The organism is Thioalkalivibrio sp. ALE28 (assembly GCF_000377425.1).
Taxonomy (GTDB): domain Bacteria; phylum Pseudomonadota; class Gammaproteobacteria; order Ectothiorhodospirales; family Ectothiorhodospiraceae; genus Thioalkalivibrio.
The window spans coordinates 36,485-57,055 of sequence record NZ_KB898108.1 but is presented as its reverse complement, the minus strand read 5'-3'; the positions used below and the strand labels follow the sequence as shown (position 1 = coordinate 57,055).

Sequence of the window (20,571 nt, the reverse complement as noted above, 5' to 3'; positions counted from 1 at the left end):
GGGTGAAGTGAATGGATCGACCGGCGAGCCGGCGCACCCCTGCCCGATCCGGGGGTGCTTTCAGGGGCCTGATACGCTCAGGCGGGCGGTAAAGCCGTCATTCCCGAGGGCCGCGCGCGACCCTGGGGAATGACGGCCCGAAGGCCGTCAGGGTTGAGAGTGGATTTCAAGCCTCACCCAACGGGCGAGACGCTCGGCTCCGCCGGAGATCCAGTGGTCGATCTCCGTTCCGGAACGCATGTCGAACGCCAGTACGCGCAGCGCAGCGACCTGAAGGTCCGGATCGATTACCCGGAGTCGGGTAAGGTCGAACGGAAATTCCTGGCCGTTGAAGAGACCGAGCAGAAAGAGACGGACGTGCCGTCCCTGTCCCGTCGGTGACTCCGCCGCGTCGGCGAGCTGGTTCAGGGCTTCCAGGGTGGCGGGATTCATCCCGCCTCCTCGGACTGCACCTCGGCCTCCGGCCGCAGGTGTTCAGCGGCTTTCCGGGCTTGGCTTGCGGCCCGGAAAATGGCCCGCTTGTCCTCCTTGAGCTTCCGGACCCAGGAGCCGATATAGCCCTCGTGGCGAAGATCCCCCTGGATACCGATCTCGGCACACAGGAAGGCAGCGCCCAACTCGGCGACCAGCTCCTCGAACGCATAGCGTTCGGACCCGAAGTGATCAAACTCCACGATCCCCTCGCGCGCGAGGCGGGACTCGTGCCCCGTCCAGTGCGTGAGTTCGTGGAGCGCCGTGGCGTAATAACCGGCCTCTTCCCGAAATGACGCTTTCGGGGGCAACTGGATGTAATCCAGCTCGGGCGAATAGAACGCCCGGTCGCCCGCGTGTCGGATCAGAGCCCCGGAGGACTCCAGCACCGATTCCGCGGCCTCGATGGGCGTGAAGCTCGGTTCCGGGGCGTCCCCGGTGGGACCCACGCGATACCGGTCCTCCAGATCATCGATCTGGTCCACGTTGAAGAGCTTGAAGGCCCGAAGGATCGGCACGGTTTTCATCACCGGCTCGCCCTTCTCGTCCGTCACCGGCTTGCCATCCCGGTCGGTCTTCGGCCGCTGGATCGGCTTGAAGAACACGGCCAGCGTGCTTTTCTCGCCCTTGCGCACCGTGCCGCCGACGTTCGACGCCTGCTTGAAGGTCATCCACCGACTGGTGGAATACCCGTGGGCCACCTCCTGCATCCACAGGAGCATGACGTTGACCCCGTGATAGGGGCGATTGGTCGCGGCATTGACCGGCATTCCGCTCGCCAGTGCCGCCTTGTCGCGATCCCAGGGTTTGACCCAGGGCACGACTCCGCTTTCCAGGGCCGTGATGATCTGATCGGTCACTTCCTGGTACAGGTCCTTGGAGGCTTCTTTCTTGGACATGATCTGTCTCCTGTGCATGAAAATTGGGGACAGACCGATCCCCGTGGGATCCGACTGCCCCACGGGGGTTGAAATGGTATGTTGACCGTTCGTACCCGAGCAGCGAGGCGCCGGTGATGAAGGTCATTGATGGTCAACGTTCCACCCTGGAACAGGCGCTGACACGCGCCTTGTTCAGGGGCGAAACCGAGCGGTTCGAGCAGATCAACGATCAACTCAAACCGCGCGCGGTGAAGCTCAGTACGATTGCGACTTCAGATCGAGACGTGCCAGCAGCTCCTCGTCGATCAGACGAAGCGCAAGATTGATGTCGGCACGGCCCTCCCGAGTGCTCACCTGAGCGTTCAATGCTTGCTGACGCCGCTCCAGGATTTCCTGTTCGGTCGCCGCTTCCAGCCAGGCGATAAACGCCTTGATGGTTTCCTTGTCCATCGATGCTCTCCTGTCTGTGAACGGAGAGCGCCCCACCGGGGAGTGCTCTCCCCGTGGTGGGTGAAGGAAATGGATCGACCGGCGAGCCGGCGCACCCCTGCCCGATCCGGGGGTGCTTCAGGGGCCTGATACGCTCAGGCGGGCGGTAAAGCCGTCATTCCCCAGGGCCGCGCGCGACCCTCGGGAATGACGCCCCGAAACACAGCCGAACCCCAGGACAATGTCCCGGGGTTCGACGCGCTACAGCGGTCAGCAGGGTGCTTCAAGGCACCAGTGACGCGGAGGTGGAGTCACCCGTGCCGGTTGGCGCTTGGTGTATTCGGGCTGAGTGAACCGAAGGTCCACGCGCTCGCCCGCGCGCTTGAATGCCATGCCTTCGTGTTTCCGGCTGATGTGAAGTCCTCGCATGAGTCTGTCTCCGAGTAATGGGGACAGACTGCCCCCACGGGGTCAGTTGTCCCCGTGGTGGGTGAAGGAAATGGATCGACCGGCAGTGCCGGCACCCTTCTTCCCGATCCGGAAGGGTTTTAAGGGGCCTGATACGCTCAGGCGGGCGGTAAAGCCGTCATTCCCTAGGGTCGCGCGCGACCCTCGGGAATGACGCCCCCGAAGGGGCGCCGGCTCGATCAACCGATCCGCATTTCCAGATGGTGAAGATCGGACGTGGAAAGCTGTTCCAGATCGGCATCCGTAATGGGCTCCAGCGTGCGGCTATCCAGTACCTGGAAACCGCACTTGAGGGCCTCGGAAACCGAGTCGAGCGAACGAAAGAGCTTGGTGATGGTGGTTCGAGCTTTCATGGGGCTTCTCCGTCAGTTGTGGGACACCCCGATCCCTCCTGCCGTGGCAAGAGGGATCGGTGGTGTCCCACAACGGAGACACCCCGCAGCCAAGGGGGAGAGCCCCCCTGGCGAACGGTCGGTCGGGTTCAGGCGGCCGAGCTTTCCGGTTCCTGAGTCGAGTCCGCCGATGCGGTGTAGACGGTTTCGCCGTCCACCTTGACCCAGGCGATCCGGAGCAGCCGAGCCTTCAGCGAAACGCCGGTCTGACCGGCTTTCTCGCCTTTCTGATACTCGAACAGATCCGGGTACAGATCACCCAGCTTGAATCCGATGAGGACCTTGCGATCTTCATCGATGTAGGTCTTGGCGGCCTTGATCAGCCGCTCGGCTTCCGCCCCGCTGACCCGGCAATCGAACCGGGTCTTGTCGGGGGCGTCGGCGGATCCATGCAGCGCGACGATGTCGCACGCATAGAAGGACGCCCCCTTCTTGGGGCTCACCTCGCGTACCCGATTCAGGTAGCCAAGGCCGGTGATGTGCAGATCGAAGTATTTGTTCTCAGACATGGTGGTTCTCCTGTTTCAGTGAAATCCGGAGAAACCATGCCCGTCCGGGGATTGGTTTCCCCGGGAGGGTGAAGGTAGCGCGAGGCGCTACTTTTTCTTGCTGCGACGTTCCTGACGCCAGCCAATGACGTTCAGGATGACGAAGACGATGAAAATCAGAGTGGCGATCAGCGCGAACGGCTCCATCACGACTCCTCCTCGTTGATCTGGATGTTTCCGATGACCAGGAGCATCACTCCGAGCGTGATCACGTAGAGCACGCTGGCCAGCGGCACCGCCTCCAGGAACAACGCGACGATACTGGCGACGATCATGCCGACGCCCATTTTCCGCGAATCTTCCTTGACGGTCTGGATGTTGATAAGGGGTCTTTTCACAAAGGCGCCTCCTTCGAGAATAGCCGAAAGAGACGCGCCCAACCGGGGGGGAGGCTCTCCCCGGCGTGGGTGGATGGAATACAGCAGGACCGACTGGCTGGGCCAGCGCACCGCTACCCGGTCCGGGCGGTGCTTTCAGGGGCCTGATGCGCTCAGGCGGGCGGTAAAGCCGTGTGACGCTTCTAGTTTTATCCTTCCCAATAATCGTCTGTCAATTCATGCGGTTCGAGCGGGCGCTCGATCTGGCGCAGCTCCCGCACATCGGCCTCAATCCACGCATGGTCCCGCTCCCGATAGAGCAGCCGCCGCATGGGGTTCTCGTCCGGAATATCCAGGACTTCGCAGACCCCGTGCTCGGGGTGTTCCACGGTCGCGCCGGCGGCGCAGTGATCGCGGCGCTCGATGGGGAATCGGATGATCGCCATGGGCTCTCCTGTAGTCTGGCGCAGTCAGTCGAACTGCAGCTGCACCTTGCCTTCCGTTAGTTTCGCACCGGCATCAAAGGTTTTGCCAGTCCGTTTGCTCTTGAGACCCTTGAGCTGTACCAGGTCCCCCGCGAACAGCGTGAGCGCCTGTGTCTCGGTCAGCTTCTTGCCACTGACCTGCTTCCAGACAATGGCGTTGCACGCTTCGCACTGCCAGGCCTTGGGTGATTCCTTGATGTTGCCCTGCTGGGCGCAGCCGCACTGCCCGACCGGCCCCTGTTTCGGGGCCTTGCCGGGTTTTCCGCCCTGGTCGGGCAGCGTGGTCGTGCAGTCCGGATAGCGGGTACAACCCCAAAACGCCCCGGACCCGCCCTTGCGGCGCCGCATGGGCGAACCGCATGCGGGGCAGGCGTGCTGGGCCTGCGCCTCGACCTGAACCGCGTCGGCGCCCTGCTGTTGAACGTTCTGCACCAGTCGCTTGACCCATTCGGACTGCCGTTGCAGGAACCCGTCGATCTCGCCTTCTCCCTTGGCGATCTGGTCCAGTGCCTGTTCCCACAGGGCCGTGGTGGACGGGTCCTTCACCGGATCCGGCAGCGCATCGATCAGCGACCGGGCGGCGGCCGTGGAGGTGAGTTTCTTCTTGCGCTCCTCCAGGTAGCCGCGATCCATGAGGGTCTGGATGATCCCGGCGCGCGTCGCCTCCGTGCCGATGCCCGTGTTCTCTTTCAGGACGCGCCGCAGCCGCTCGTCCGCGATCTCGCGGGCGATGTTCTTCATGGCGGCGAGCAGCGTGCCCTGGGTAAAGCGCTCCGGCGGGGTGGTTTCCTTGTCGCGGATCTGCGCGCCGGCCAGGGAGACGGGGTCGCCCTTCTGCACGCTGGGAAGCGCCTGGGCGCTTTCGTTGCGCTCCTCGGCCGAGGCGTCCGTCTGGATCAGCACGCGCCAGCCGCTTCGGCGGTTCACCCGCCCCTGCGCACGGAACGTCTCGCCCTCGGCCGCGACTTCCAGCCGCGTCTGATCGTACTCGTAGGCCGGATAGAACTGCGCGATGAAGCGGCGCCGGATCAGGTCGTAGACCGCCTGTTCCCGCGACGACATGGCATGGACATCCACAGCGGCGGTGGTGGGGATGATGGCGTGGTGCGCCGTGATCTTCGCATCGTTCCAGCAGCGCCCCTGCACGGAAGCATCCGCGCCTTCAACCAGGTGTTCGATGGTCGAGTCGCTCTGCATCAGCGCCTGCAGGACGTCGCGGGCCTCGCCGTGCTGGCTGACGGGCAGGTAGCGGCAGTCGGTCCGGGGATAGGAGGTGGCTTTGTGCTTCTCGTACAACGACTGTGCGATATCGAGGACCTCCTGCGCCCCCATCCCCAGCCGTTTCGATGCCTCCTGTTGCAGCGTCGAGAGATCGTAGGGCAGCGGCGCGTTCTCGCGCTTGCGCTCGGTCTGCGCCAGGGTCACGGTGCCTTGCACCCCCTGTACACGCTGCGCCACAGAGGCGGCCGCCTGTTGACTGGTACAGCGGCCTTCGGCGTCACTCACCCCCTCGGGTGGCACCCATCGGGCCTCCCAGGAGCCGTTCGTATGGCCGCAGCGGACCGATACCTCGTAGTAGGGGACCGGCTTGAACTGTTCGATCGCGCGGTCCCGATCGACCACGAGCTTGAGGGTGGGCGTCTGGACACGCCCCACGGACAGAACGCCGTCATAGCCTCGGGCCCGAGCTGCGAGGGTGTAGGCCCGCGTGAGGTTCATGCCCACAAGCCAATCGGCGCGGGCGCGTGCCACGCCGGCGCGGTACAAGGGGAAGGTTTGATCCCCCGGTAGCAGGTTGTCGAGGGCCTTGCGCACACTGGCTTCGTCCAGCGCGGCGAGCCAGAGGCGCTGGATCGGCCCCCGGTAGCCGCACAGATCCAGAACCTCGCGCGCAATCGTCTCGCCTTCCCGGTCGGCGTCCGTCGCGACGACGACTTCGGAGGCCTGTTTCAGCAGGGACCGGATGCTGGAAAAGTGCCCCTTCACCTTGGGTCGCACGTTCATCCGCCACTGGTCCGGCAGGATGGGAAGCGTCTCCACGCGCCACTGCTTGAGCGCCGGGTCATAGTCTTGTGGCGGGGCCATTTCCAGCAGGTGCCCGAAGCACCAGGTGACTGTCACCCCATCCCCGCGAATACACGCATTTTCCTTGCGCGATGCACCCAATACCCGCGCAATATCGCGGGCTTGGGAGGGCTTTTCCGCAAGAAAGAGTTTCATGTCGGCAAGGAGTTGGACGAGGCGTTCGGTCCCTGTTGGGGAGGTTCTGGCTCGTCCAGCTCAACGTAGACGATGCCGTGTCGAGATTGGGTAACGTCCCAATCGGTGGCCCGACCGCTCGCGTCCGTGGCCGTGGTTGGGGCGAGTGAGACCCGCATGAACCCCGGCGGAAGTTCGACGGTCACCACGGACGGAGAGTCGCCTTCGTCTTCGCGCCACTCGTCCAGTTGGCGCACGGCAGCGGCGTAGATCGTGAACTGGGGGTCATCGAGTCCCAGCTGATCGCGCGCCAGTGTGTCGATACGGCTAGAGAACATTCCGGTGGGCATCATGGGGTCCTCGTGTACGGGGTTACTCCACGGTTTCGCGCACTTTCGCGCGGAAGCGGTCCATGAACGCGTCCGTGGCCGGGAAGCCGTCTACGCTGTCCGTGCCCTCGTAATACTCCACGGCGATGTGACTGCCGCTGCCCTCCCGGGAAATATCCATCTGGACCACGCCGGCGTGACCGAGGATTTCGCGGTAGTCCCGCACGGAGTAGAAGGAGCCGGGGTTTTCATGGAAATGGTAGGCGTCCGAGGCCTCCAGGTACGGCTGTCCGGCGGGATTGGTGCGCTGTTCCAGCGGCAGATACCCGAACTCGCGGCGGATGCGATTGAAGGTAGTATCAACGTCGGTCGCGGTGGTGACCTCGAAGTTGAGGACCTCGTTCGCGTACTGCTGCTGGCCGCCGCCCTGGTTGCTGGATCCAGCCGTGGGGCTGCTGGACGTCGTCGGCCGCGTCTCCTCAATCACGATGCAGCCGGACAGGGCCGCGATTGCGGCACCGGCAAGGAGGGTGCGGGTGATCGTGCCGTTCATCATGGAGTGTCTCCTTCTTCCTTGGTTGGGTCATCGTCGGCGACGCGCGAGGCGATCGTGGGTTCTGGCTTCGTGGGGACACGGGTGACCTCGGCCCATTGCCCTCTGCGCCAGTCGGCGCTTTCGTCGGCCTCCTTCCCGGCCGCCTGGTCGCTGTGCGCCTCAAAGCGGGTCGTGGCGACCACGCGACCGAGTTCCACCAGTTGGGCTTGATACAAGGGCATGGCTCAGCGAACCTCGTCCGGGTGCGTCCACTCGCCGCACCAGTGGATCGCCTTCGTAAGGGGGAACGGTCCGTCGCTCTCGCCTATGGGCTGCAGCAGTCCCGGAGGGTGGCGCCGGCAGGAGCCCTCATTGGTGCTCAGGCGATGCCAGTAGACGCAGGCATCGCAGCGGGCGCGGGCAAGCGGGCTCTCAGGCATCGGTCGTTCCAGCCCCGTCGTCCCGGCGCCGGAAGGTCACGTCCTCGACCCGAGCCAGATCGAGATCGACGGCGGACGCGCGGAGTTCGAGGCGGGATCGCTCCTCGCCGGTCTCGCGGTCACTCCATGTGGACTCGAACAGTTCGCCCTCGACGTGGACCCGGGCGCCCTTAGGCAGCAGGCGAGCGGCGGTCTCGGCGCGCGGGCCCCACAGGGCGACGTCCAGCCAGAACCCGCCCTTGTCTTCAAAGCCGCCGTTGCCATCGGGCTTCGGACGATCAAAGAAGATGCGGAGGTTGGTGACGGGGGTTGATTCGCCGCCGCGCTCGGCATGGCGGAGCGTGGGCGCCGCGCCAAGGTTGCCGCGACCGGAAAAGGCATTGGACATTGATTCGCACCGGACATGGGTTCGATTTCAGCGTGCGCGGCGCCCCATCCGGAAGCTAGGCGAAATCCTGAAGTGAAGCGGGGTGGTTTTGGCCGAAAGATGCCGACTCGTCCTACTACTGGCTCAGGGTGGAACGGGGTTCCACCCCCTCTGGTCTGGCTCAGGGTTCCACTATCGGGATAGCGGTTACGCGGCGGCTCTCGCCGTCTCGATTTTCGCGATCGTCACGAGCTGGAACCGTTGCCGATCACCCAGGCGGTGATGGCGAATCTGCTCCAACGCGTGGTCGGGTCCTGTGACGTCGATGCCGAACTCCGTTCGTGCCCGCCAAATGACACGCAGTGCCCGCGCCTGATCGAGTCCGTCGAAAAGCTCGTCGAGTTCCACGAGGTCAAGACCATTCCAGCCGTCCAGCGGAACGATATGCCCCGCCCTGGCCGCCTCTTCCATGGTCATGCTGCCGATTGACCGGCGCATCGCCCGGGCAGACTTACGGATACCCTCTCGCAGTTTCTGACTCATGGCGTCATTCAGCATGGCTCTCTCCACCGCTCCATTGGTCTTCCAGCGCGTTCAAGCCCTGGAGCTGGGTGACCAGGTCCTTGAGGCGCAGCCGCTCGTAGTTCCGTCTGCGGTGCTCGAACGTGAGGATCCGCCCTCGACGTTCGATCTTCAGCCACGCCAGACGCGTTCGCAGGGGTACACCCTCGCGGGAAAGTGCCTCCTGCAGCATGTCCGACGTAAACATCAGCCAGGACTGGCCGATGCCGTCGAATCCACGTAGACGCCACCGGAACACGGACCCGCCTTCCCGCCGGGAGCGATGGATCGCGGGATGTGCGACCCAGGGCCGCTGGTACGTGTTCTTGAACTCCTGCACCAGCTGGTCCATCTGATCATCGATCTGCCGTAGCTCGGTTTCGAGAACCTGCATTCGCTTACGTGCGTCAGCGAGTTTCATGTATCCCTCTCCAGTGGCCCCGCGCCCCCCTTACCCTTAAAGGGCCCTTTAGGGCATAACTACATGGCAGGCCTTCGGCCATAACTACTCTCCGTGCATCTGAGCCAGGCGATCCATCAAGGTCCATCACGTTCCGGTTTCCTGAGCCACGGGCGAATCGTAGGACTCGGCGCGCTCGCCTGCCGGGGCATCGGTTTCATCGTCGTCCTCGTCGTCATAAAGCCCCGGGGGCGGCTCGCTGCGCGCCTTCGGGTCCCGAATGTCGGGTGCCACCGGCGCACGCAGTTTCCCCTCCAGGACTTCCTTCGGCGGCAGGCCGAGGGTCTCGATGGCCTGTCGGGCTTTCGCTGTGCCAGCGGCCACGTCGTCCCGGGTCACGCCCTGATACTGGAATCCCTGCGGAGCGTTGAACGCACTGCGGACCAGTCGGCCACCCTGATACAGCATCCGCTCGCTCTCGTCCCGGCCCATGAGCCCGACGTGGCGCGCGGTCAGGATGGCGCGTGCGGTCCGATCGAAGTCGGCGATCAGGTAGGCCCCCATGAAGCCGTAGGGGTTTGAGAACTCCAGTGGGACGGTGCACGGACTCTGGCTCTGAGCCACATCGATCTCGATACCGGGCATCGAGGCCAGGAGGCGCTCGGTCTGTTCCCGGAGGGCATTGATGCCCTCGCGGTTCTCCGTGAGGGACTCATAGGTCTGCAGCAGTTTCCAGTCGGCCCACGGATCATCCAAGGCGGCGGCTCGCCAGATCCGCCGCATCGTGGTCGCGAAGCGCACGAGTCCGATGATGGGTGCCTTCTTGTCGGTGGCTCCGCGTCCGTGCACCAGCCGCTGCGCCTGGCGCGTCTGGATCTCCATCGCGGCGGACCCGCGCAGGCCTCCGGGGGACGAACTGGCGGTACGCCAGTCCACGATCGGGTCGGCCTCGTTGGGCATGGGTTTCGTGTCGGCCATGGTCGCCTCCTAATGTCGTGAGTGCCGGGCGATCCCGGTCAGCGTGTTCTATCACCGTCCTCCGTTTCCCGGCAGGCGAAATCCCAAATTGCCTGCCAGGGAGCTTCGGGTCGGTGCTCGGAAAGATCGGAACCTTCCATAAAGAGTCCGATGGCCGTGAGCGCGGACGCCTGGAGATCCGGATCGAGTCCTCGTAGATCGGACAGGTCGAGCGGCCATTCCGGCGCGTTGTAGCAGGCCAGCAGCACGCGACGGACGGAGCGCGCCTGCCCGCTGCGGTTCAGCGCAACGTCCAGCAGTCGATCTAGGGCCTGATCTGCGTCTACTGTGGCAATCCTCGGCACGGGCATTCCCCTCTGGTCTGGCTCAGGGTGGAACGGGGTTCCACCCCCTCTGGTCTGGCTCAGGGTGGAACGGGGTTCCACCCCCTCTGGTCTGGCTCAGCGCTCCCAAACCGCGTCCACGCGCCGCTGGATCTCCTCCTTCACCTCCAGGGGGCGTCGGATCCCGTGCAGCCGGATCTCGCCGGTCTCGCCGCCGCCCGCCGAGGACACCCGGACCTCGCCGATTCCGATCAGGCGATCGATGACCCCCTGTTCCAGGGTCGGGATCCGCGCATTGGCATAGCGCATCGTGCGGCGATGGCGCGCGATGATCCCGGTCTGCACCGTGACGCGATCCGGTTCGAGGGTGAATCGGTAGTAGTAGATCGCGAACACGATCCGGAACGCGGTGAGCACCATCCAGATCCCGAGGACCATCGACAGTGCTGCCTGCACGATGGGCAACTCGCCGATGCCCGGGATGGTCATGCGCCACTCGGCAATGCTCGCACCTACTGGATCGGGCAACTGCCCCAGCCAAGCCGCGATCTCCGGCGTCCAGGCCAGTACGGCGAGGAGCAGCACAAACTTGAGCACCGTGGGCCATACGCTGCGCAACGCCGGGCGCAAGGTATAGGTCGGCACCTCGGCGTCCGCATTGGCGGACTGGTCTCGGGGTGGCTCCCCGTCCGACGCCGGGCGGTGTTCCCGTGCGGCCTGTCGCAGCGACTCGCTTGGCTCCTCGTCGTCTGCTGGCCGAGGCGGGGGCTCGGGTGGTGAATCGGGATCGACCTGTTCCACGCCATACCCCGCGTGATGGTCGCCCCAATACACTTCGACCAACTCGTACCGCTGTTCGGTCTCGCGATTCAGCGCATCCCGGACCACGCGAGCCCGGCCGTGGCTGAACGGCATGTCATATTCGTCGAGGATCATGCCCCTGGCTCCTTGGATCGGTGGGTACTGCGGCTGCGGGCCTTCTCCAGCCGCTGCACCAGTTCGTTGTTCGCGTCGGGCTCGACCGTGACCACCTGCGCCTCGGCCTGCTGGACGCTTGCCTGATCGATCCGGCGTTCGCGCTCCGCCTGCTCGGCCTTGCGTCGCCGTCGTTCGGCCGCGTCCACGGCGTAGCTCGGCAGGAACTCGCCGCTGCGCGCCCGCTTGGCGACGGCACTCAGGTAGCGCAAGGGGTTGCGGATCGGATCCGTCTGAGCGCGATCCCGGATGGCACCGGCGACCTCGTCCAGGACCTGCTGGGCCTGGTCGGCGGGTAATCCCTGCAGACATCGGTCTGCGAGCTTGCGGTGATCGGCGCCGAAGCTCTCGGGATAGTGCAGCTCAGCGGCGGTCTCCTCGCTGTCGCGCGCGCCCGGTTGTTCCAATACCTCAGAGGTAGGTTTTGTAGTAGTAGGTTTATATAAACTACTACTACCCCCGCGCGCGCGAGCCGAGTTAAGATTCTTAACTTGGTACGAAGTTTCTGTTTTTGAAGGATTTTCGTCGGGCGGGTCCACCGAGTTAAGATTCTTTACTCGGTGATCGGCGACCGAGTTAAGATTCTTTACTTGGCTCTCACCCGAGTTAGCCTCCTTAACTTGGGCACCGCAGGCCCGTCCCGAAGGGCTCGCGGCGGCTCGCACGGCCGGGTCGGCGCTCAGGGTGGCGAGGCGGCGCTCAAAGCGACCCCCGGTGTCCACGGGATCGGTGAGGTCGCGGTCGGCATCGAGGCGATGCTGGATCGTGGACAGCACCTGCTGCGCAGTCTCGCGCACCCGTCGATGGCCGTGATCGGTCAGGCTCTCCAGATAGGTGATGTACTCCGGATCGAGGTACATCGCCTCGGTGACGGATACCGCCTCGTCGTGGATCGCGTAGACGCTCCCCCGGTATCGGCCCTGACCGTCGCGGACGCGATCGCACAGCGAGATCCATCGAGTGATGCGCAGCATGGCGATGGCGGCGGCGATGGTGGGCCGGGACCCGAGGCCGGCGCGGCCGAACTCGTCATACGACGGGAATCGGGCGGGGGCCTTGGGATCCGAGGTCGCTTGGATCACCATCCAGGCGAGCTTGTCAGTCGGCCCCAGCTCGTCCGCGAATAGCAGCGCCCGGGGGTGGGAGTCATGCCAGTTCCCGAAATACAGGACTGCGCCTTCCTCCTCGCCGGCGGGGTCCGGCGGTCGATCCCGTAGCTGTCGCGCGGCGTCCTCCAGGTACGCCTTGAGTCCTCGGATGCGGGGTGTGATTTCCGCTGCACTCACGACGAGCCCCCGGCGGAATAGAGGTGGGTCCCGAACTGGTGATGCACCAGGTCCACCACGGGTTGCGTCGTCTTGGCCGGCGGATACGTTGGGGCCCGATCGGTGAGTGTTTGCTGACACTCCGCGACGAGGCGGTAAACCGCAGCGGCCGAGGTTTTCGTGCTTCGCGCGACGTGGAGATAGCGATCCGGATCGGGTAGGTCCTTCGGGGCGGCCCGCCATGCGTCCCACATCGCCTGAGCCTGTTCGGGCGAGGGGGAGCGCGGCCGACCGGGCTGCGAGGGCAGCCCGAGCACTCGCCGACGTCGGGCCACATCCGTTGTCGTCATGCCGAATAGCGCCTCCATCATCCGGGCGTCGGCCTGGTGCCGCAGCAGCTCGTCCTGAACCTGCCGGGACTGGACCTCGCCCCGCGCTCGTTCGATCAGCTGATCGAACCGATCGGCGTCGATCTGCAGATCAATGAACAGATGCCCGAGCCGCGAAATCTCGACCAGCTCGTCGAACGTCATGTCGGCGAGCGTCGAGGCTTGGTCCGGTGTGAGGCCCAATACGCTGAGGGCGTTCATGTCGGCGTCCTGCAGCCTGGACATGGCGTAGCGCAGGACATGGAGGGTGAGATCCGCTGTGCTGCTCATGGCTCAGCCCTCCCACGGATCGAGATCGTCCGCGTCGGCCTGGTGCTGCAGGTCGCGGCAGGCCTGGACGAGGGCGACGAAGTCGGCGAAATCGGGCTCGCGAAGGCACGAACTGACCATCCAGCCCAGCGCGCGCCAGGGTGGCTCGGGGATGTGCCGCGCGATGACCTCCTCCTCGTCGCCTCGGTGAATCGCTGAGGCCAGGCGATGGGTGGGGGCGGTCTGCAGGACGCGGTCCGGGTGCAGGCCGATCTGCGACCAGCTGAACAGCAGCCACCAGGTCCAGAGGCGGTAGTCGTTCTCCACCCCGTTCATCCTGGCCGCCGCCTCCTCGACCGTCTCGCTCGGCAGGTCGATGAAGTAGCCATAGCCGATGTCTACGGGCTGGATCTGATCGGCGTAGTGGTAGCGGGTGGCGATCTGCCGGGCCAACGTGTAGATCCGATCCCGTAGCTCCGCCACGGTTGGCGCGGGTCCGGGCGTGGGCGCGGGCTCAGTCGGTGCCGTGACCGGTGGGGCGGCAGGGGGCGGGTCACCTTCACCGGCTTCACCACCGGTAGCGGCACCGGAACGCTCGGGGTTCGCTCCGGGCACCCCGTCAGGTGGGGCATCCTGGACGGGCGGTGTCGGTTGGCCCATTGCGCCGGGATCGGCGTCCGAGGGCATGTCGGATGGGTCCGTCGTTCCCTCGGGGTCCTGCGTCGGCGGCGTATCGAGCTCCATGCGCACGGTGCGCAGATCGAGGGACAGATCCTCGGCCAGACGTCGCTCCAGCTCCTGCCGCGCGGCGCCGGGGTCCCAATCGGGCGCATCGGTAACGGCGAGCGACTCCTCGAACACCATGTCCACCGCATCCTGGGTGTGTCCATGGGACTCGCCGACGGCATGGGCCGAACGGTGGAGCTTGCGGAGTTTCTCGACTCCGTCGTTGCCGAGCCCGCCGTAGAGGGCCTGTGGGATGCACGGCAGTAGAGTCGTCGCGGCGTAGGAGAACCTTCTCAATAGCGTCCGAGAGGCCGTATAGCCGATCTCCTGTAGCCGCCGCTGGAGTTCGCTGCGGCTCAGGCTCTCGCCGACTTCCGCCTCGAACATTTCGCGGAGACGATCGACCGCGAGTGCGCGATCGATCAGCGTCATCGTGCCGCGCATTTCGTTCTCGATCAGGTGCGCGCCCAGCACATCCTGGTCCGAGGTCCAGGGATGATAGAGGACATGCACCTGGCGATAGGCCTCGTCGCCGGTCTCCTCATAGAGTTCCTTGAGGACCTGCAGCCGCGTGTTCCCGCCGGCGCGCACCATATAGAGGTCGTCGTCCGGTCGCCGCGTGACCTCGATGGCGTTGTTAAGACGCTTCTGCGCCCGGATGGATGCCTTGATTTCGTCGTACTGCGGGTTGCGTTGCCGCCGAGGGTTGCCGTCATACGGCCGGATCCGGTCGATCTCCAGCACCATCTGCGTGACGGTCAGGGGATCTCCGGGCGGCAGCTCCTGCGCCGCCGAATCACCGAAATGGCCGACGGTCAGGCGGCTGCGCAGCTCCTCGGAACTCAGCTGTTTCTTAGCCATGTTGCGCCCCTCCCCGGATCAGGTGAGGCAGAAGCTCCTCGGTGAGGCGGCGCATGGTCTCGGCGCCGGACAGGGTGGGGCCTTGCCGGTGGGGCTCCCACCGATGGACGGGCACCTGCTGGGTGGCCGCCTCGCGATAGGCCACGGCGGAGGGGATGTACGTATCGAGGATGGTGATCTGGCCGCGACTTTCACCGGTGGCCTCGCGCCGGAGTTCGTCCGCGATCGCGCGGCCGTCTCCGGTTCGGTCTACCCGATAGAGGAGGCCGCGCAGCGGACCGACCGGTGCGCCCATGGCCGCCATCGGTCGCAGCCGATCAAGCATCGACACGGTCCCGCGCGCGAACTCGCGGGCGGAGAGGATTTCAGGGGGAATAGGGGAGAGCAGGAAGTCTGCCGCCAGGACGGCGGCATCCTGCAGGGGGCCGACAGCCCCCTGGGTATCCAGCAGGACGACGTCATAGAGGTCGTCGTAATCCGCGAGGATGTGCTTGAGCCGCACGCGGCCGTCCGGCGTGTGCAGGATCCATTGCTGCAGCCGACCCTGGGGGTCGTTGGACACCACAATGTCGAGTGCCCCGTCGTGCTCGCCGTCGAGCGGGATGTCGATCGGAGTGACCGTGCCGTCGGTGTCGCCAGCGGTAATGAGTTCGGTGAGTCCCCCGGCGGCGATCAGGGCCGGGTCCACCGGGAAGTAGCTGGACAGGGTGGGCTGGATGTCGGCGTCGATCAGCAGGACCTTGTAGCCGAGGTCCGCGAGGTAGGCGCCGAGGTTGGCCGTGACGGTGGTCTTGCCGACACCGCCCTTGGTTGATGCGGTCGTGATTCGGACTGTCATAATGGTTCCCCTTGGTACTGGTGTGTTTACCAGTCCTCACGGGTCACCTGACGTAACGCCCTCTACATTGTTTGGTCACCGGCACCGATTCGTAATCGATAGGTCGGAGGTTCGACTCCTCTCGCCGGCACCATCTTCCCGCCCCTCTTCACGCTTGGAGCCGAAGTCCATTCGGTCCTTGTCGTTAAGCGTCATTCGTCGACCACCGCTATGCCGGAATACAACGCCACTCGCGTCCTGAATGAGATTGACGGGCTCATCAACGAGGCGTCCTTGTCTGCGCGGGTGCCCCTAGGATTCTGCACGCCGGGATTTTGGGTCACGTTCGCTATCAGGGCGCGCGCGAGGCATGTCCCCATCGACAACGTAGCTTTTCCTACGGAAGATCTCCGAGAGTACGCGGGAGCAATCGCCCTAGAACGAATCTTGGGCGGAAGAGATACGTATCCCTATGAACGCCACGGGGCTGGGTGCCGATACTCGCCATTGGTGATGCTGGATAATCGCGAAGCGGTTGATCGTGCCACGGGCCAGATCAATGGCTGCATCCGGAATATTGCTCCGTGGGACGAGCAGTTTGGCCAATTCACCCGGGATCTCTTCTCTGTGGTAGGTGATCTCCATGACAATGTCTGGGCTCACGGCATGTCGCTAGGTGTGTCTATGGCGCAGCGCTGGAAAGTGCCTCATAAACAGGATTCCTATCTGGAATTTGCCTTGGCTGATGGGGGGATTGGTTTTTTCCAGGAAATGCACCGTGTCGGGTTAGCGCCCGCTAACCACGAGCAAGCGATTGATTGGTGTATCCAAGAGGGGCATTCGACAAAATTGGTGAACGAATCGGAAGACCCCTTGGTCCAGACCCTCCCTGAAGATGTTTCTGGGAACCCAATGCAGGGCTTGGCACGCCACACGAACTACGGGAATCACCACCAAGGGCTTGGGTTGCCCAAGCTGGTCCGCTTGGCCTCGGACTTCTGTGGCGAGCTAACATTGCCTCGGGAAACTCGATCATGCGCATGGATAGCGGGGGCAAAAAGAGCTATTCTCAGATAGACACGTTTTGGCAGGGGGTCTCAATCTCCTGCCGTTTTCGTGAGAGCTTGGTTGCCAAACACAGCGGTGATCCCCAAGAACCCGAGGTAGAGGCTCTCATGCGCTTGTTACAAGGAGGACCGCGATGAGTGATTTCGCAACTATCCATCTGCATGGGACAGATCTAGCGTCGCGTACAACTGCGGCAGCCCTTCGCGCCGAAGTGATTGCTGCGTCGAAAGCTGGCCTTGTGACAGTGAATTTTTCCTCTGTGGAGTCCGTTTCAGAGTCCTATGCTGACGAGTCATTTGGCGTTTTGGCTGATGAATTTGGTCTTGAGTGGGTGACTGAGCATGTCCGCTTCGAGGGAATCAAACCAGAAGTGCTGCGCGCGCTTGCCGAGGCGATTTACCGGCGTGGCCAAAATGGCCAGATAGCAGCTTAGCTGATGTACCAGGCTGGCTAGGTGGAGTTAGGCCGCTGGGCAGGCTTCTCTCTTCGAATTGAAAGCTTGCCTTGCCACCAGATTCGGGCGCATTCGGACAAGCTTCCAAGCGTCAGTTGCGCTATCGGCGCTTCACTGCTGCACCCCCACGGCGCCCCGGACTAGAGCCTCTGCGGTTGTCGTTTCGAGGCTTGCGCGGACGCGGCTTCGGTTTCACGGCATCCTGGAACAGTCGCTCGGGGTCGACGCTCGCGGTGGGGATGCGCTCGCCCAGATAGCTCTCGATGTCCGGCAGGTAGAAGGCCGAGTCCTCGCAGCCGAAGCTGATCGCGTCGCCCTCGGCGCCGGCGCGGGCCGTGCGCCCGATGCGGTGCACGTAATCCTCGCCGGACTGCGGCAGGTCAAAGTTGAAGACGTGACTGACCGCGGGGATGTGCAGCCCGCGCGCGGCGACATCGGTGGCCACCAGAAAGCGGTACTCCCCGGAGGCGAACTGTTCCAGCAGGGTCTGGCGCTTGCGCTGTGGCACGTCCCCCGACAGCAGGGCGGCCTTCTGCTCGTTCGCGTTCAGCCAGTCGCAGACCTTCTCGGCGCCATGCTTGGTGTTCACGAACACGATCGCGCGCTCGGGCTCCAGGTCACGCGCGAGCCCCAGCAGCAGCGGGATCTTCTCGTCGTTGGCCGGGTAGTAGATCACCTGGCGCACGCGGTCCGCGGTCAGGGTCTCGGCCTCGACCTGGACCTTCTCCGGGTTGTTCATGTGCTCGAAGGCCAGCTCCATCACGCGGTAGGACAGCGTGGCCGAGAACAGCATGGACAGGCGCTCGCCGGGGGGTGCGCAGCGGCGCATCAGGAAGCGCACATCCTTGATAAAGCCGAGATCGAACATGCGGTCGGCCTCGTCCAGCACCACCACTTCGGTGTACTTGAGGCCGAAGACCTTCTGCTTGAAGTAGTCGATGATGCGCCCCGGTGTCCCGATCAGGATGTCCGCCCCGGCCTCGAGCTGCTCGCGCTGCGTGTCATAGCCGGTGCCGCCGTAGGCCAGGGCCAGCTTCAGCCCCGTCTCCGCGCCCAGCGACTCGGCATCCTTGTGGATCTGGATGGCCAGTTCGCGGGTCGGCGCCAGGATCAGGGCGCGCACGTCCGTGGGGCGGCGGTTCGGCGAGGGCGCCTGGCGCAGCAGCCGGTTGAAGGTCGCGATCAGGAAGGCCGCGGTCTTGCCGGTCCCGGTCTGCGCCTGGCCGGCGACGTCGCGCCCGGCCAGGGCGATCGGCAATGTCTGCGCCTGGATCGGGGTGCAGGTCTCGAAACCGGTGGCGCGGATGCCCGCCTGGACGGGTTCGGGCAGATCGAGCTGGTCGAAGCGGGGCGTGTCCTGGGCGGTTTCGGTCATCGGGTTCCTCGGGTGCTGCCTGTTACTTGAACTGTCCGGCGCTGATCGTCGATAGTAAGGCCGAGCAGCCGGCGGTGCGGGCTGTTCCCCCAACCCAAGTCATGAGGGCTCGGAGTGAGCGACAAAATTGTTTACACATCGGACGCCGGTTTCGACGAGGACGTCCTGAAGGCCGACCAGCCCGTCCTGGTGGACTACTGGGCCGAGTGGTGCGGTCCCTGCAAGATGATCGCGCCCATTCTGGACGAAATCGCCGAAGAATACGCCGGCAAGGTCAAGGTCGCCAAGCTGAACATCGACGAGAACCCGTCCACGCCGCCGAAGTTTGGCATCCGCGGGATCCCGACGCTCATGCTGTTCAAGGGCGGCGATGTCGAGGCCACCAAGGTCGGTGCCCTGTCCAAGTCGCAGCTGACCGCGTTCCTGGACCAGCACCTGTAATATCCGCGCCTGGCGGTCCGCCGCCAGGCCCAGCAGGCGCATGGCTTCGCCGGGCTTGCCCCGCGCCGCCGCCTCGCTTACCATCGAACGAGTTCGAGTGGCCGCCAGGCCATTCCCTGCCTCCTTCCAGTCAATCCGTGCGGCCACCCCCGGTCGCCGATCATCCACGTTGAATACAGCACCCCACGCATGAATCTGACCGAATTGAAGCGGATGTCCGCTGCCGATCTCGTGGCCTTCGCCGAAGAAAAGGGCATCGAGAACATGTCCCGCGCGCGCAAGCAGGAGATCATCTTTGCCCTGCTCAAGGCCCACGCCAAGAGCGGCGAGGCCATCTACGGCGACGGCGTCCTCGAGATCCTCTCGGACGGCTTCGGCTTTCTGCGCAGCGCCGACAGCTCCTACCAGGCCGGCCCGGACGACGTTTACGTCTCGCCCAGCCAGATCCGCCGCTTTGGCCTGCGCACCGGGGACACCATCTCCGGCAAGATCCGCCCGCCCAAGGACAACGAACGCTACTTCGCACTGCTGAAGGTCTCGGAGATCAACTTCGAGCCGCCGGAGAACGCCAAGCACAAGGTGCTGTTCGAGAACCTGACCCCTCTGCATGCCAACGAGCGCATGCGCATGGAGCGCGGCAACGGTTCCACCGAGGACATCACCGCCCGCGTGATCGACATCGTCGCGCCGTTCGGCAAGGGCCAGCGCGGCCTGATCGTCTCCCCGCCCAAGGCGGGCAAGACGCTGATGCTGCAGAACATCGCGCAGAGCATCGCCGCGAACTACCCCGAGTGCTACCTGATCGTGCTGCTGATCGACGAGCGCCCGGAGGAGGTCACCGAGATGGACCGCATGGTCCAGGGCGAGGTCGTCTCCTCCACCTTCGACGAGCCGGCCCAGCGCCATGTGCAGGTCGCCGAGATGGTGATCGAGAAGGCCAAGCGGCTGGTCGAGCACAAGCGCGACGTCGTCATCCTGCTGGACTCCATCACCCGCCTGGCGCGCGCCTACAACACCGTGGCGCCGAGCTCCGGCAAGGTCCTGACCGGCGGCGTGGACGCCAACGCCCTGCATCGCCCGAAGCGCTTCTTCGGCGCCGCGCGCAACGTGGAAGAGGGCGGCAGCCTGACCATCCTCGCCACCGCGCTGGTGGATACCGGCTCCAAGATGGACGAAGTGATCTACGAGGAGTTCAAGGGCACCGGCAACATGGAGGTGCACCTGGAACGCCGCATCGCCGAGAAGCGCATCTACCCGGCGATCAACGTGAACCGCTCCGGCACCCGCCGCGAGGAACTGCTGACCGCCCCGGACGAGCTGCAAAAGCTCTGGATCCTGCGCAAGTTCCTGCACGGCATGGACGACATCGAGGCCATGGAATTCCTGCTCGGCCGCATGCAGTCGTCCAAGACCAATTCCGAATTCTTCGACCAGATGAAGCGCAGCTAGGGAAACACTGATTAATGTGCCCGCTCGCGCTCGAGTCGCTTTTGCGTGCGAACAAGGCGCGGTGACTGCCGTGCAGTCACTCTGCACAAGGGAGCCGCAACGCCGTGCGCGCGCCCGTTTTTGATAACAACGGGCGGCCGAGCCCCTGCTTTCAATGATATGTGGGGTTGGCACCCCAGGTTCCCCGATCCTGCGTTGCGGCCCTTGCCGGTAGAACCACTACCGGCTACGCACCGCGCCTTGTCTCGGAAAACCTGGGGTGCCAACGCGAGCGGGCACATTAATCAGTGTTTCCCACGCTGCGCCCCGCCGTGGCCGCCTCTGCCTCGAAAGGCAAGGGCGGTTTACAGGAAGGTTCGAAGAACAGAAGGTTTCAGGG

27 protein-coding genes are annotated in these 20,571 nt (G+C 64.5%); 4 read left to right on the top strand and 23 right to left on the bottom strand.

Annotation, left to right across the window (positions count from 1 at the left end; translation table 11 throughout):
• Positions 1–147 precede the first annotated feature (147 nt).
• The 22 genes from D105_RS0112985 to D105_RS0112880 all read right to left on the bottom strand — a co-directional run bounded on the left by D105_RS0112985 (position 148) and on the right by D105_RS0112880 (position 15,426).
• Positions 148–432 carry a hypothetical protein gene (locus D105_RS0112985; RefSeq protein ID WP_017926591.1) on the bottom strand — a complete coding sequence of 95 codons (285 nt, stop codon included), beginning with the start codon at positions 430–432 and terminating at the stop codon, positions 148–150.
• A complete protein-coding gene (locus D105_RS0112980) occupies positions 429–1,370 on the bottom strand; it encodes an ArdC family protein (protein ID WP_018878673.1) in 942 nt (313 codons plus the stop codon). Before D105_RS0112980 ends, D105_RS0112985 begins: the two co-directional genes overlap by 4 nt.
• Positions 1,371–1,607: 237 nt before the next feature.
• Positions 1,608–1,802: a hypothetical protein gene (locus D105_RS0112975; RefSeq protein WP_017941449.1), complete on the bottom strand. Its 195-nt coding sequence runs from the start codon at positions 1,800–1,802 to the stop codon at positions 1,608–1,610.
• Between the two features lie 626 nt (positions 1,803–2,428).
• Positions 2,429–2,602 carry a hypothetical protein gene (locus tag D105_RS15220; protein WP_018158376.1) on the bottom strand — a complete coding sequence of 58 codons (174 nt, stop codon included), beginning with the start codon at positions 2,600–2,602 and terminating at the stop codon, positions 2,429–2,431.
• A 128-nt stretch (positions 2,603–2,730) separates the two neighbouring features.
• Positions 2,731–3,150, bottom strand: coding sequence for an STY4534 family ICE replication protein (locus tag D105_RS0112965; RefSeq protein ID WP_018878672.1), 420 nt, complete (start codon positions 3,148–3,150; stop codon positions 2,731–2,733).
• 185 nt (positions 3,151–3,335) lie between these two features.
• Positions 3,336–3,527, bottom strand: coding sequence for a hypothetical protein (locus D105_RS15145; RefSeq protein WP_026181389.1), 192 nt, complete (start codon positions 3,525–3,527; stop codon positions 3,336–3,338).
• Positions 3,528–3,715: 188 nt separating this feature from the next.
• Positions 3,716–3,952, bottom strand: coding sequence for a hypothetical protein (locus tag D105_RS0112950; RefSeq protein WP_018158380.1), 237 nt, complete (start codon positions 3,950–3,952; stop codon positions 3,716–3,718).
• Between the two features lie 24 nt (positions 3,953–3,976).
• A complete protein-coding gene (locus tag D105_RS0112945; protein WP_081619319.1) occupies positions 3,977–6,211 on the bottom strand; it encodes a DNA topoisomerase III in 2,235 nt (744 codons plus the stop codon).
• Positions 6,208–6,543 carry a hypothetical protein gene (locus D105_RS0112940; protein WP_017941456.1) on the bottom strand — a complete coding sequence of 112 codons (336 nt, stop codon included), beginning with the start codon at positions 6,541–6,543 and terminating at the stop codon, positions 6,208–6,210. Before D105_RS0112940 ends, D105_RS0112945 begins: the two co-directional genes overlap by 4 nt.
• 19 nt (positions 6,544–6,562) lie before the next feature.
• Positions 6,563–7,075 carry a hypothetical protein gene (locus D105_RS0112935; RefSeq protein ID WP_018878670.1) on the bottom strand — a complete coding sequence of 171 codons (513 nt, stop codon included), beginning with the start codon at positions 7,073–7,075 and terminating at the stop codon, positions 6,563–6,565.
• Positions 7,072–7,296 (bottom strand): hypothetical protein, encoded by a 225-nt coding sequence (locus D105_RS0112930; RefSeq protein ID WP_018878669.1) that lies wholly within the window; start codon positions 7,294–7,296, stop codon positions 7,072–7,074. Before D105_RS0112930 ends, D105_RS0112935 begins: the two co-directional genes overlap by 4 nt.
• Positions 7,297–7,299: 3 nt before the next feature.
• Positions 7,300–7,494, bottom strand: a complete 195-nt coding sequence (locus D105_RS14920; RefSeq protein ID WP_081619318.1) for an acyltransferase — start codon at positions 7,492–7,494, stop codon at positions 7,300–7,302.
• Positions 7,487–7,882: a single-stranded DNA-binding protein gene (ssb, locus tag D105_RS0112925; protein WP_018878668.1), complete on the bottom strand. Its 396-nt coding sequence runs from the start codon at positions 7,880–7,882 to the stop codon at positions 7,487–7,489. Before ssb ends, D105_RS14920 begins: the two co-directional genes overlap by 8 nt.
• Before the next feature lie 186 nt (positions 7,883–8,068).
• Positions 8,069–8,419, bottom strand: a complete 351-nt coding sequence (locus D105_RS0112920) for a hypothetical protein (RefSeq protein ID WP_026280494.1) — start codon at positions 8,417–8,419, stop codon at positions 8,069–8,071.
• Positions 8,409–8,816, bottom strand: a complete 408-nt coding sequence (locus D105_RS0112915) for a hypothetical protein (RefSeq protein ID WP_018878666.1) — start codon at positions 8,814–8,816, stop codon at positions 8,409–8,411. Before D105_RS0112915 ends, D105_RS0112920 begins: the two co-directional genes overlap by 11 nt.
• A 153-nt stretch (positions 8,817–8,969) precedes the next feature.
• Positions 8,970–9,800 (bottom strand): PFL_4669 family integrating conjugative element protein, encoded by an 831-nt coding sequence (locus tag D105_RS0112910; protein ID WP_018878665.1) that lies wholly within the window; start codon positions 9,798–9,800, stop codon positions 8,970–8,972.
• A gap of 38 nt (positions 9,801–9,838) precedes the next feature.
• A complete protein-coding gene (locus D105_RS0112905; protein ID WP_017926608.1) occupies positions 9,839–10,150 on the bottom strand; it encodes a hypothetical protein in 312 nt (103 codons plus the stop codon).
• Positions 10,151–10,240: 90 nt separating this feature from the next.
• Positions 10,241–11,059: a PH domain-containing protein gene (locus D105_RS0112900; protein WP_018878664.1), complete on the bottom strand. Its 819-nt coding sequence runs from the start codon at positions 11,057–11,059 to the stop codon at positions 10,241–10,243.
• The gene (locus tag D105_RS0112895; RefSeq protein ID WP_018878663.1) at positions 11,056–12,384 is read right to left on the bottom strand and encodes an STY4528 family pathogenicity island replication protein; all 1,329 of its coding nucleotides are present in this window, start codon (positions 12,382–12,384) and stop codon (positions 11,056–11,058) included. Before D105_RS0112895 ends, D105_RS0112900 begins: the two co-directional genes overlap by 4 nt.
• Positions 12,381–13,022, bottom strand: coding sequence for a DUF2857 domain-containing protein (locus D105_RS0112890; protein WP_018878662.1), 642 nt, complete (start codon positions 13,020–13,022; stop codon positions 12,381–12,383). Before D105_RS0112890 ends, D105_RS0112895 begins: the two co-directional genes overlap by 4 nt.
• Before the next feature lie 3 nt (positions 13,023–13,025).
• Complete coding sequence (locus tag D105_RS0112885; protein ID WP_018878661.1) at positions 13,026–14,588, bottom strand: ParB family protein; 1,563 nt, start codon at positions 14,586–14,588, stop codon at positions 13,026–13,028.
• Positions 14,581–15,426, bottom strand: coding sequence for a ParA family protein (locus tag D105_RS0112880; protein WP_018878660.1), 846 nt, complete (start codon positions 15,424–15,426; stop codon positions 14,581–14,583). Before D105_RS0112880 ends, D105_RS0112885 begins: the two co-directional genes overlap by 8 nt.
• A 492-nt stretch (positions 15,427–15,918) precedes the next feature.
• Here D105_RS0112880 and D105_RS15140 point away from each other — a divergent pair, with 492 nt between their 5' ends.
• Both D105_RS15140 and D105_RS14915 read left to right on the top strand, forming a co-directional pair.
• Positions 15,919–16,482: a hypothetical protein gene (locus tag D105_RS15140; protein ID WP_155987713.1), complete on the top strand. Its 564-nt coding sequence runs from the start codon at positions 15,919–15,921 to the stop codon at positions 16,480–16,482.
• 124 nt (positions 16,483–16,606) lie between these two features.
• A complete protein-coding gene (locus tag D105_RS14915; protein ID WP_081619317.1) occupies positions 16,607–16,906 on the top strand; it encodes an STAS-like domain-containing protein in 300 nt (99 codons plus the stop codon).
• Between the two features lie 121 nt (positions 16,907–17,027).
• Here the strand turns inward: D105_RS14915 and D105_RS0112870 are convergent, their stop codons facing one another.
• Positions 17,028–18,302 carry a DEAD/DEAH box helicase gene (locus D105_RS0112870; RefSeq protein ID WP_018878659.1) on the bottom strand — a complete coding sequence of 425 codons (1,275 nt, stop codon included), beginning with the start codon at positions 18,300–18,302 and terminating at the stop codon, positions 17,028–17,030.
• Positions 18,303–18,416: 114 nt separating this feature from the next.
• On the opposite strand from D105_RS0112870, the gene trxA reads away from it, so the two are divergent.
• Both trxA and rho read left to right on the top strand, forming a co-directional pair.
• On the top strand, positions 18,417–18,743 hold the full coding sequence (trxA, locus tag D105_RS0112865) for a thioredoxin TrxA (protein WP_018867682.1): 327 nt from the start codon (positions 18,417–18,419) through the stop codon (positions 18,741–18,743).
• A 189-nt stretch (positions 18,744–18,932) separates the two neighbouring features.
• A complete protein-coding gene (gene rho, locus D105_RS0112860; RefSeq protein ID WP_018867683.1) occupies positions 18,933–20,192 on the top strand; it encodes a transcription termination factor Rho in 1,260 nt (419 codons plus the stop codon).
• Positions 20,193–20,571: the final 379 nt, after the last annotated feature.

Bases quoted from the DNA above. Each gene is read 5' to 3' on its own strand.
- D105_RS0112985 (WP_017926591.1), bottom strand. From the start codon at position 432: ATGAATCCCGCCACCCTGGAAGCCCTGAACCAGCTCGCCGACGCGGCG.
- D105_RS0112980 (WP_018878673.1), bottom strand. From the start codon at position 1,370: ATGTCCAAGAAAGAAGCCTCCAAGGACCTGTACCAGGAAGTGACCGAT.
- D105_RS0112975 (WP_017941449.1), bottom strand. From the start codon at position 1,802: ATGGACAAGGAAACCATCAAGGCGTTTATCGCCTGGCTGGAAGCGGCG.
- D105_RS15220 (WP_018158376.1), bottom strand. From the start codon at position 2,602: ATGAAAGCTCGAACCACCATCACCAAGCTCTTTCGTTCGCTCGACTCG.
- D105_RS0112965 (WP_018878672.1), bottom strand. From the start codon at position 3,150: ATGTCTGAGAACAAATACTTCGATCTGCACATCACCGGCCTTGGCTAC.
- D105_RS0112950 (WP_018158380.1), bottom strand. From the start codon at position 3,952: ATGGCGATCATCCGATTCCCCATCGAGCGCCGCGATCACTGCGCCGCC.
- D105_RS0112945 (WP_081619319.1), bottom strand. From the start codon at position 6,211: ATGAAACTCTTTCTTGCGGAAAAGCCCTCCCAAGCCCGCGATATTGCG.
- D105_RS0112940 (WP_017941456.1), bottom strand. From the start codon at position 6,543: ATGATGCCCACCGGAATGTTCTCTAGCCGTATCGACACACTGGCGCGC.
- D105_RS0112935 (WP_018878670.1), bottom strand. From the start codon at position 7,075: ATGATGAACGGCACGATCACCCGCACCCTCCTTGCCGGTGCCGCAATC.
- D105_RS0112930 (WP_018878669.1), bottom strand. From the start codon at position 7,296: ATGCCCTTGTATCAAGCCCAACTGGTGGAACTCGGTCGCGTGGTCGCC.
- D105_RS14920 (WP_081619318.1), bottom strand. From the start codon at position 7,494: ATGCCTGAGAGCCCGCTTGCCCGCGCCCGCTGCGATGCCTGCGTCTAC.
- ssb (WP_018878668.1), bottom strand. From the start codon at position 7,882: ATGTCCAATGCCTTTTCCGGTCGCGGCAACCTTGGCGCGGCGCCCACG.
- D105_RS0112920 (WP_026280494.1), bottom strand. From the start codon at position 8,419: ATGCTGAATGACGCCATGAGTCAGAAACTGCGAGAGGGTATCCGTAAG.
- D105_RS0112915 (WP_018878666.1), bottom strand. From the start codon at position 8,816: ATGCAGGTTCTCGAAACCGAGCTACGGCAGATCGATGATCAGATGGAC.
- D105_RS0112910 (WP_018878665.1), bottom strand. From the start codon at position 9,800: ATGGCCGACACGAAACCCATGCCCAACGAGGCCGACCCGATCGTGGAC.
- D105_RS0112905 (WP_017926608.1), bottom strand. From the start codon at position 10,150: ATGCCCGTGCCGAGGATTGCCACAGTAGACGCAGATCAGGCCCTAGAT.
- D105_RS0112900 (WP_018878664.1), bottom strand. From the start codon at position 11,059: ATGATCCTCGACGAATATGACATGCCGTTCAGCCACGGCCGGGCTCGC.
- D105_RS0112890 (WP_018878662.1), bottom strand. From the start codon at position 13,022: ATGAGCAGCACAGCGGATCTCACCCTCCATGTCCTGCGCTACGCCATG.
- D105_RS0112885 (WP_018878661.1), bottom strand. From the start codon at position 14,588: ATGGCTAAGAAACAGCTGAGTTCCGAGGAGCTGCGCAGCCGCCTGACC.
- D105_RS0112880 (WP_018878660.1), bottom strand. From the start codon at position 15,426: ATGACAGTCCGAATCACGACCGCATCAACCAAGGGCGGTGTCGGCAAG.
- D105_RS15140 (WP_155987713.1), top strand. From the start codon at position 15,919: ATGCTGGATAATCGCGAAGCGGTTGATCGTGCCACGGGCCAGATCAAT.
- D105_RS14915 (WP_081619317.1), top strand. From the start codon at position 16,607: ATGAGTGATTTCGCAACTATCCATCTGCATGGGACAGATCTAGCGTCG.
- D105_RS0112870 (WP_018878659.1), bottom strand. From the start codon at position 18,302: ATGACCGAAACCGCCCAGGACACGCCCCGCTTCGACCAGCTCGATCTG.
- rho (WP_018867683.1), top strand. From the start codon at position 18,933: ATGAATCTGACCGAATTGAAGCGGATGTCCGCTGCCGATCTCGTGGCC.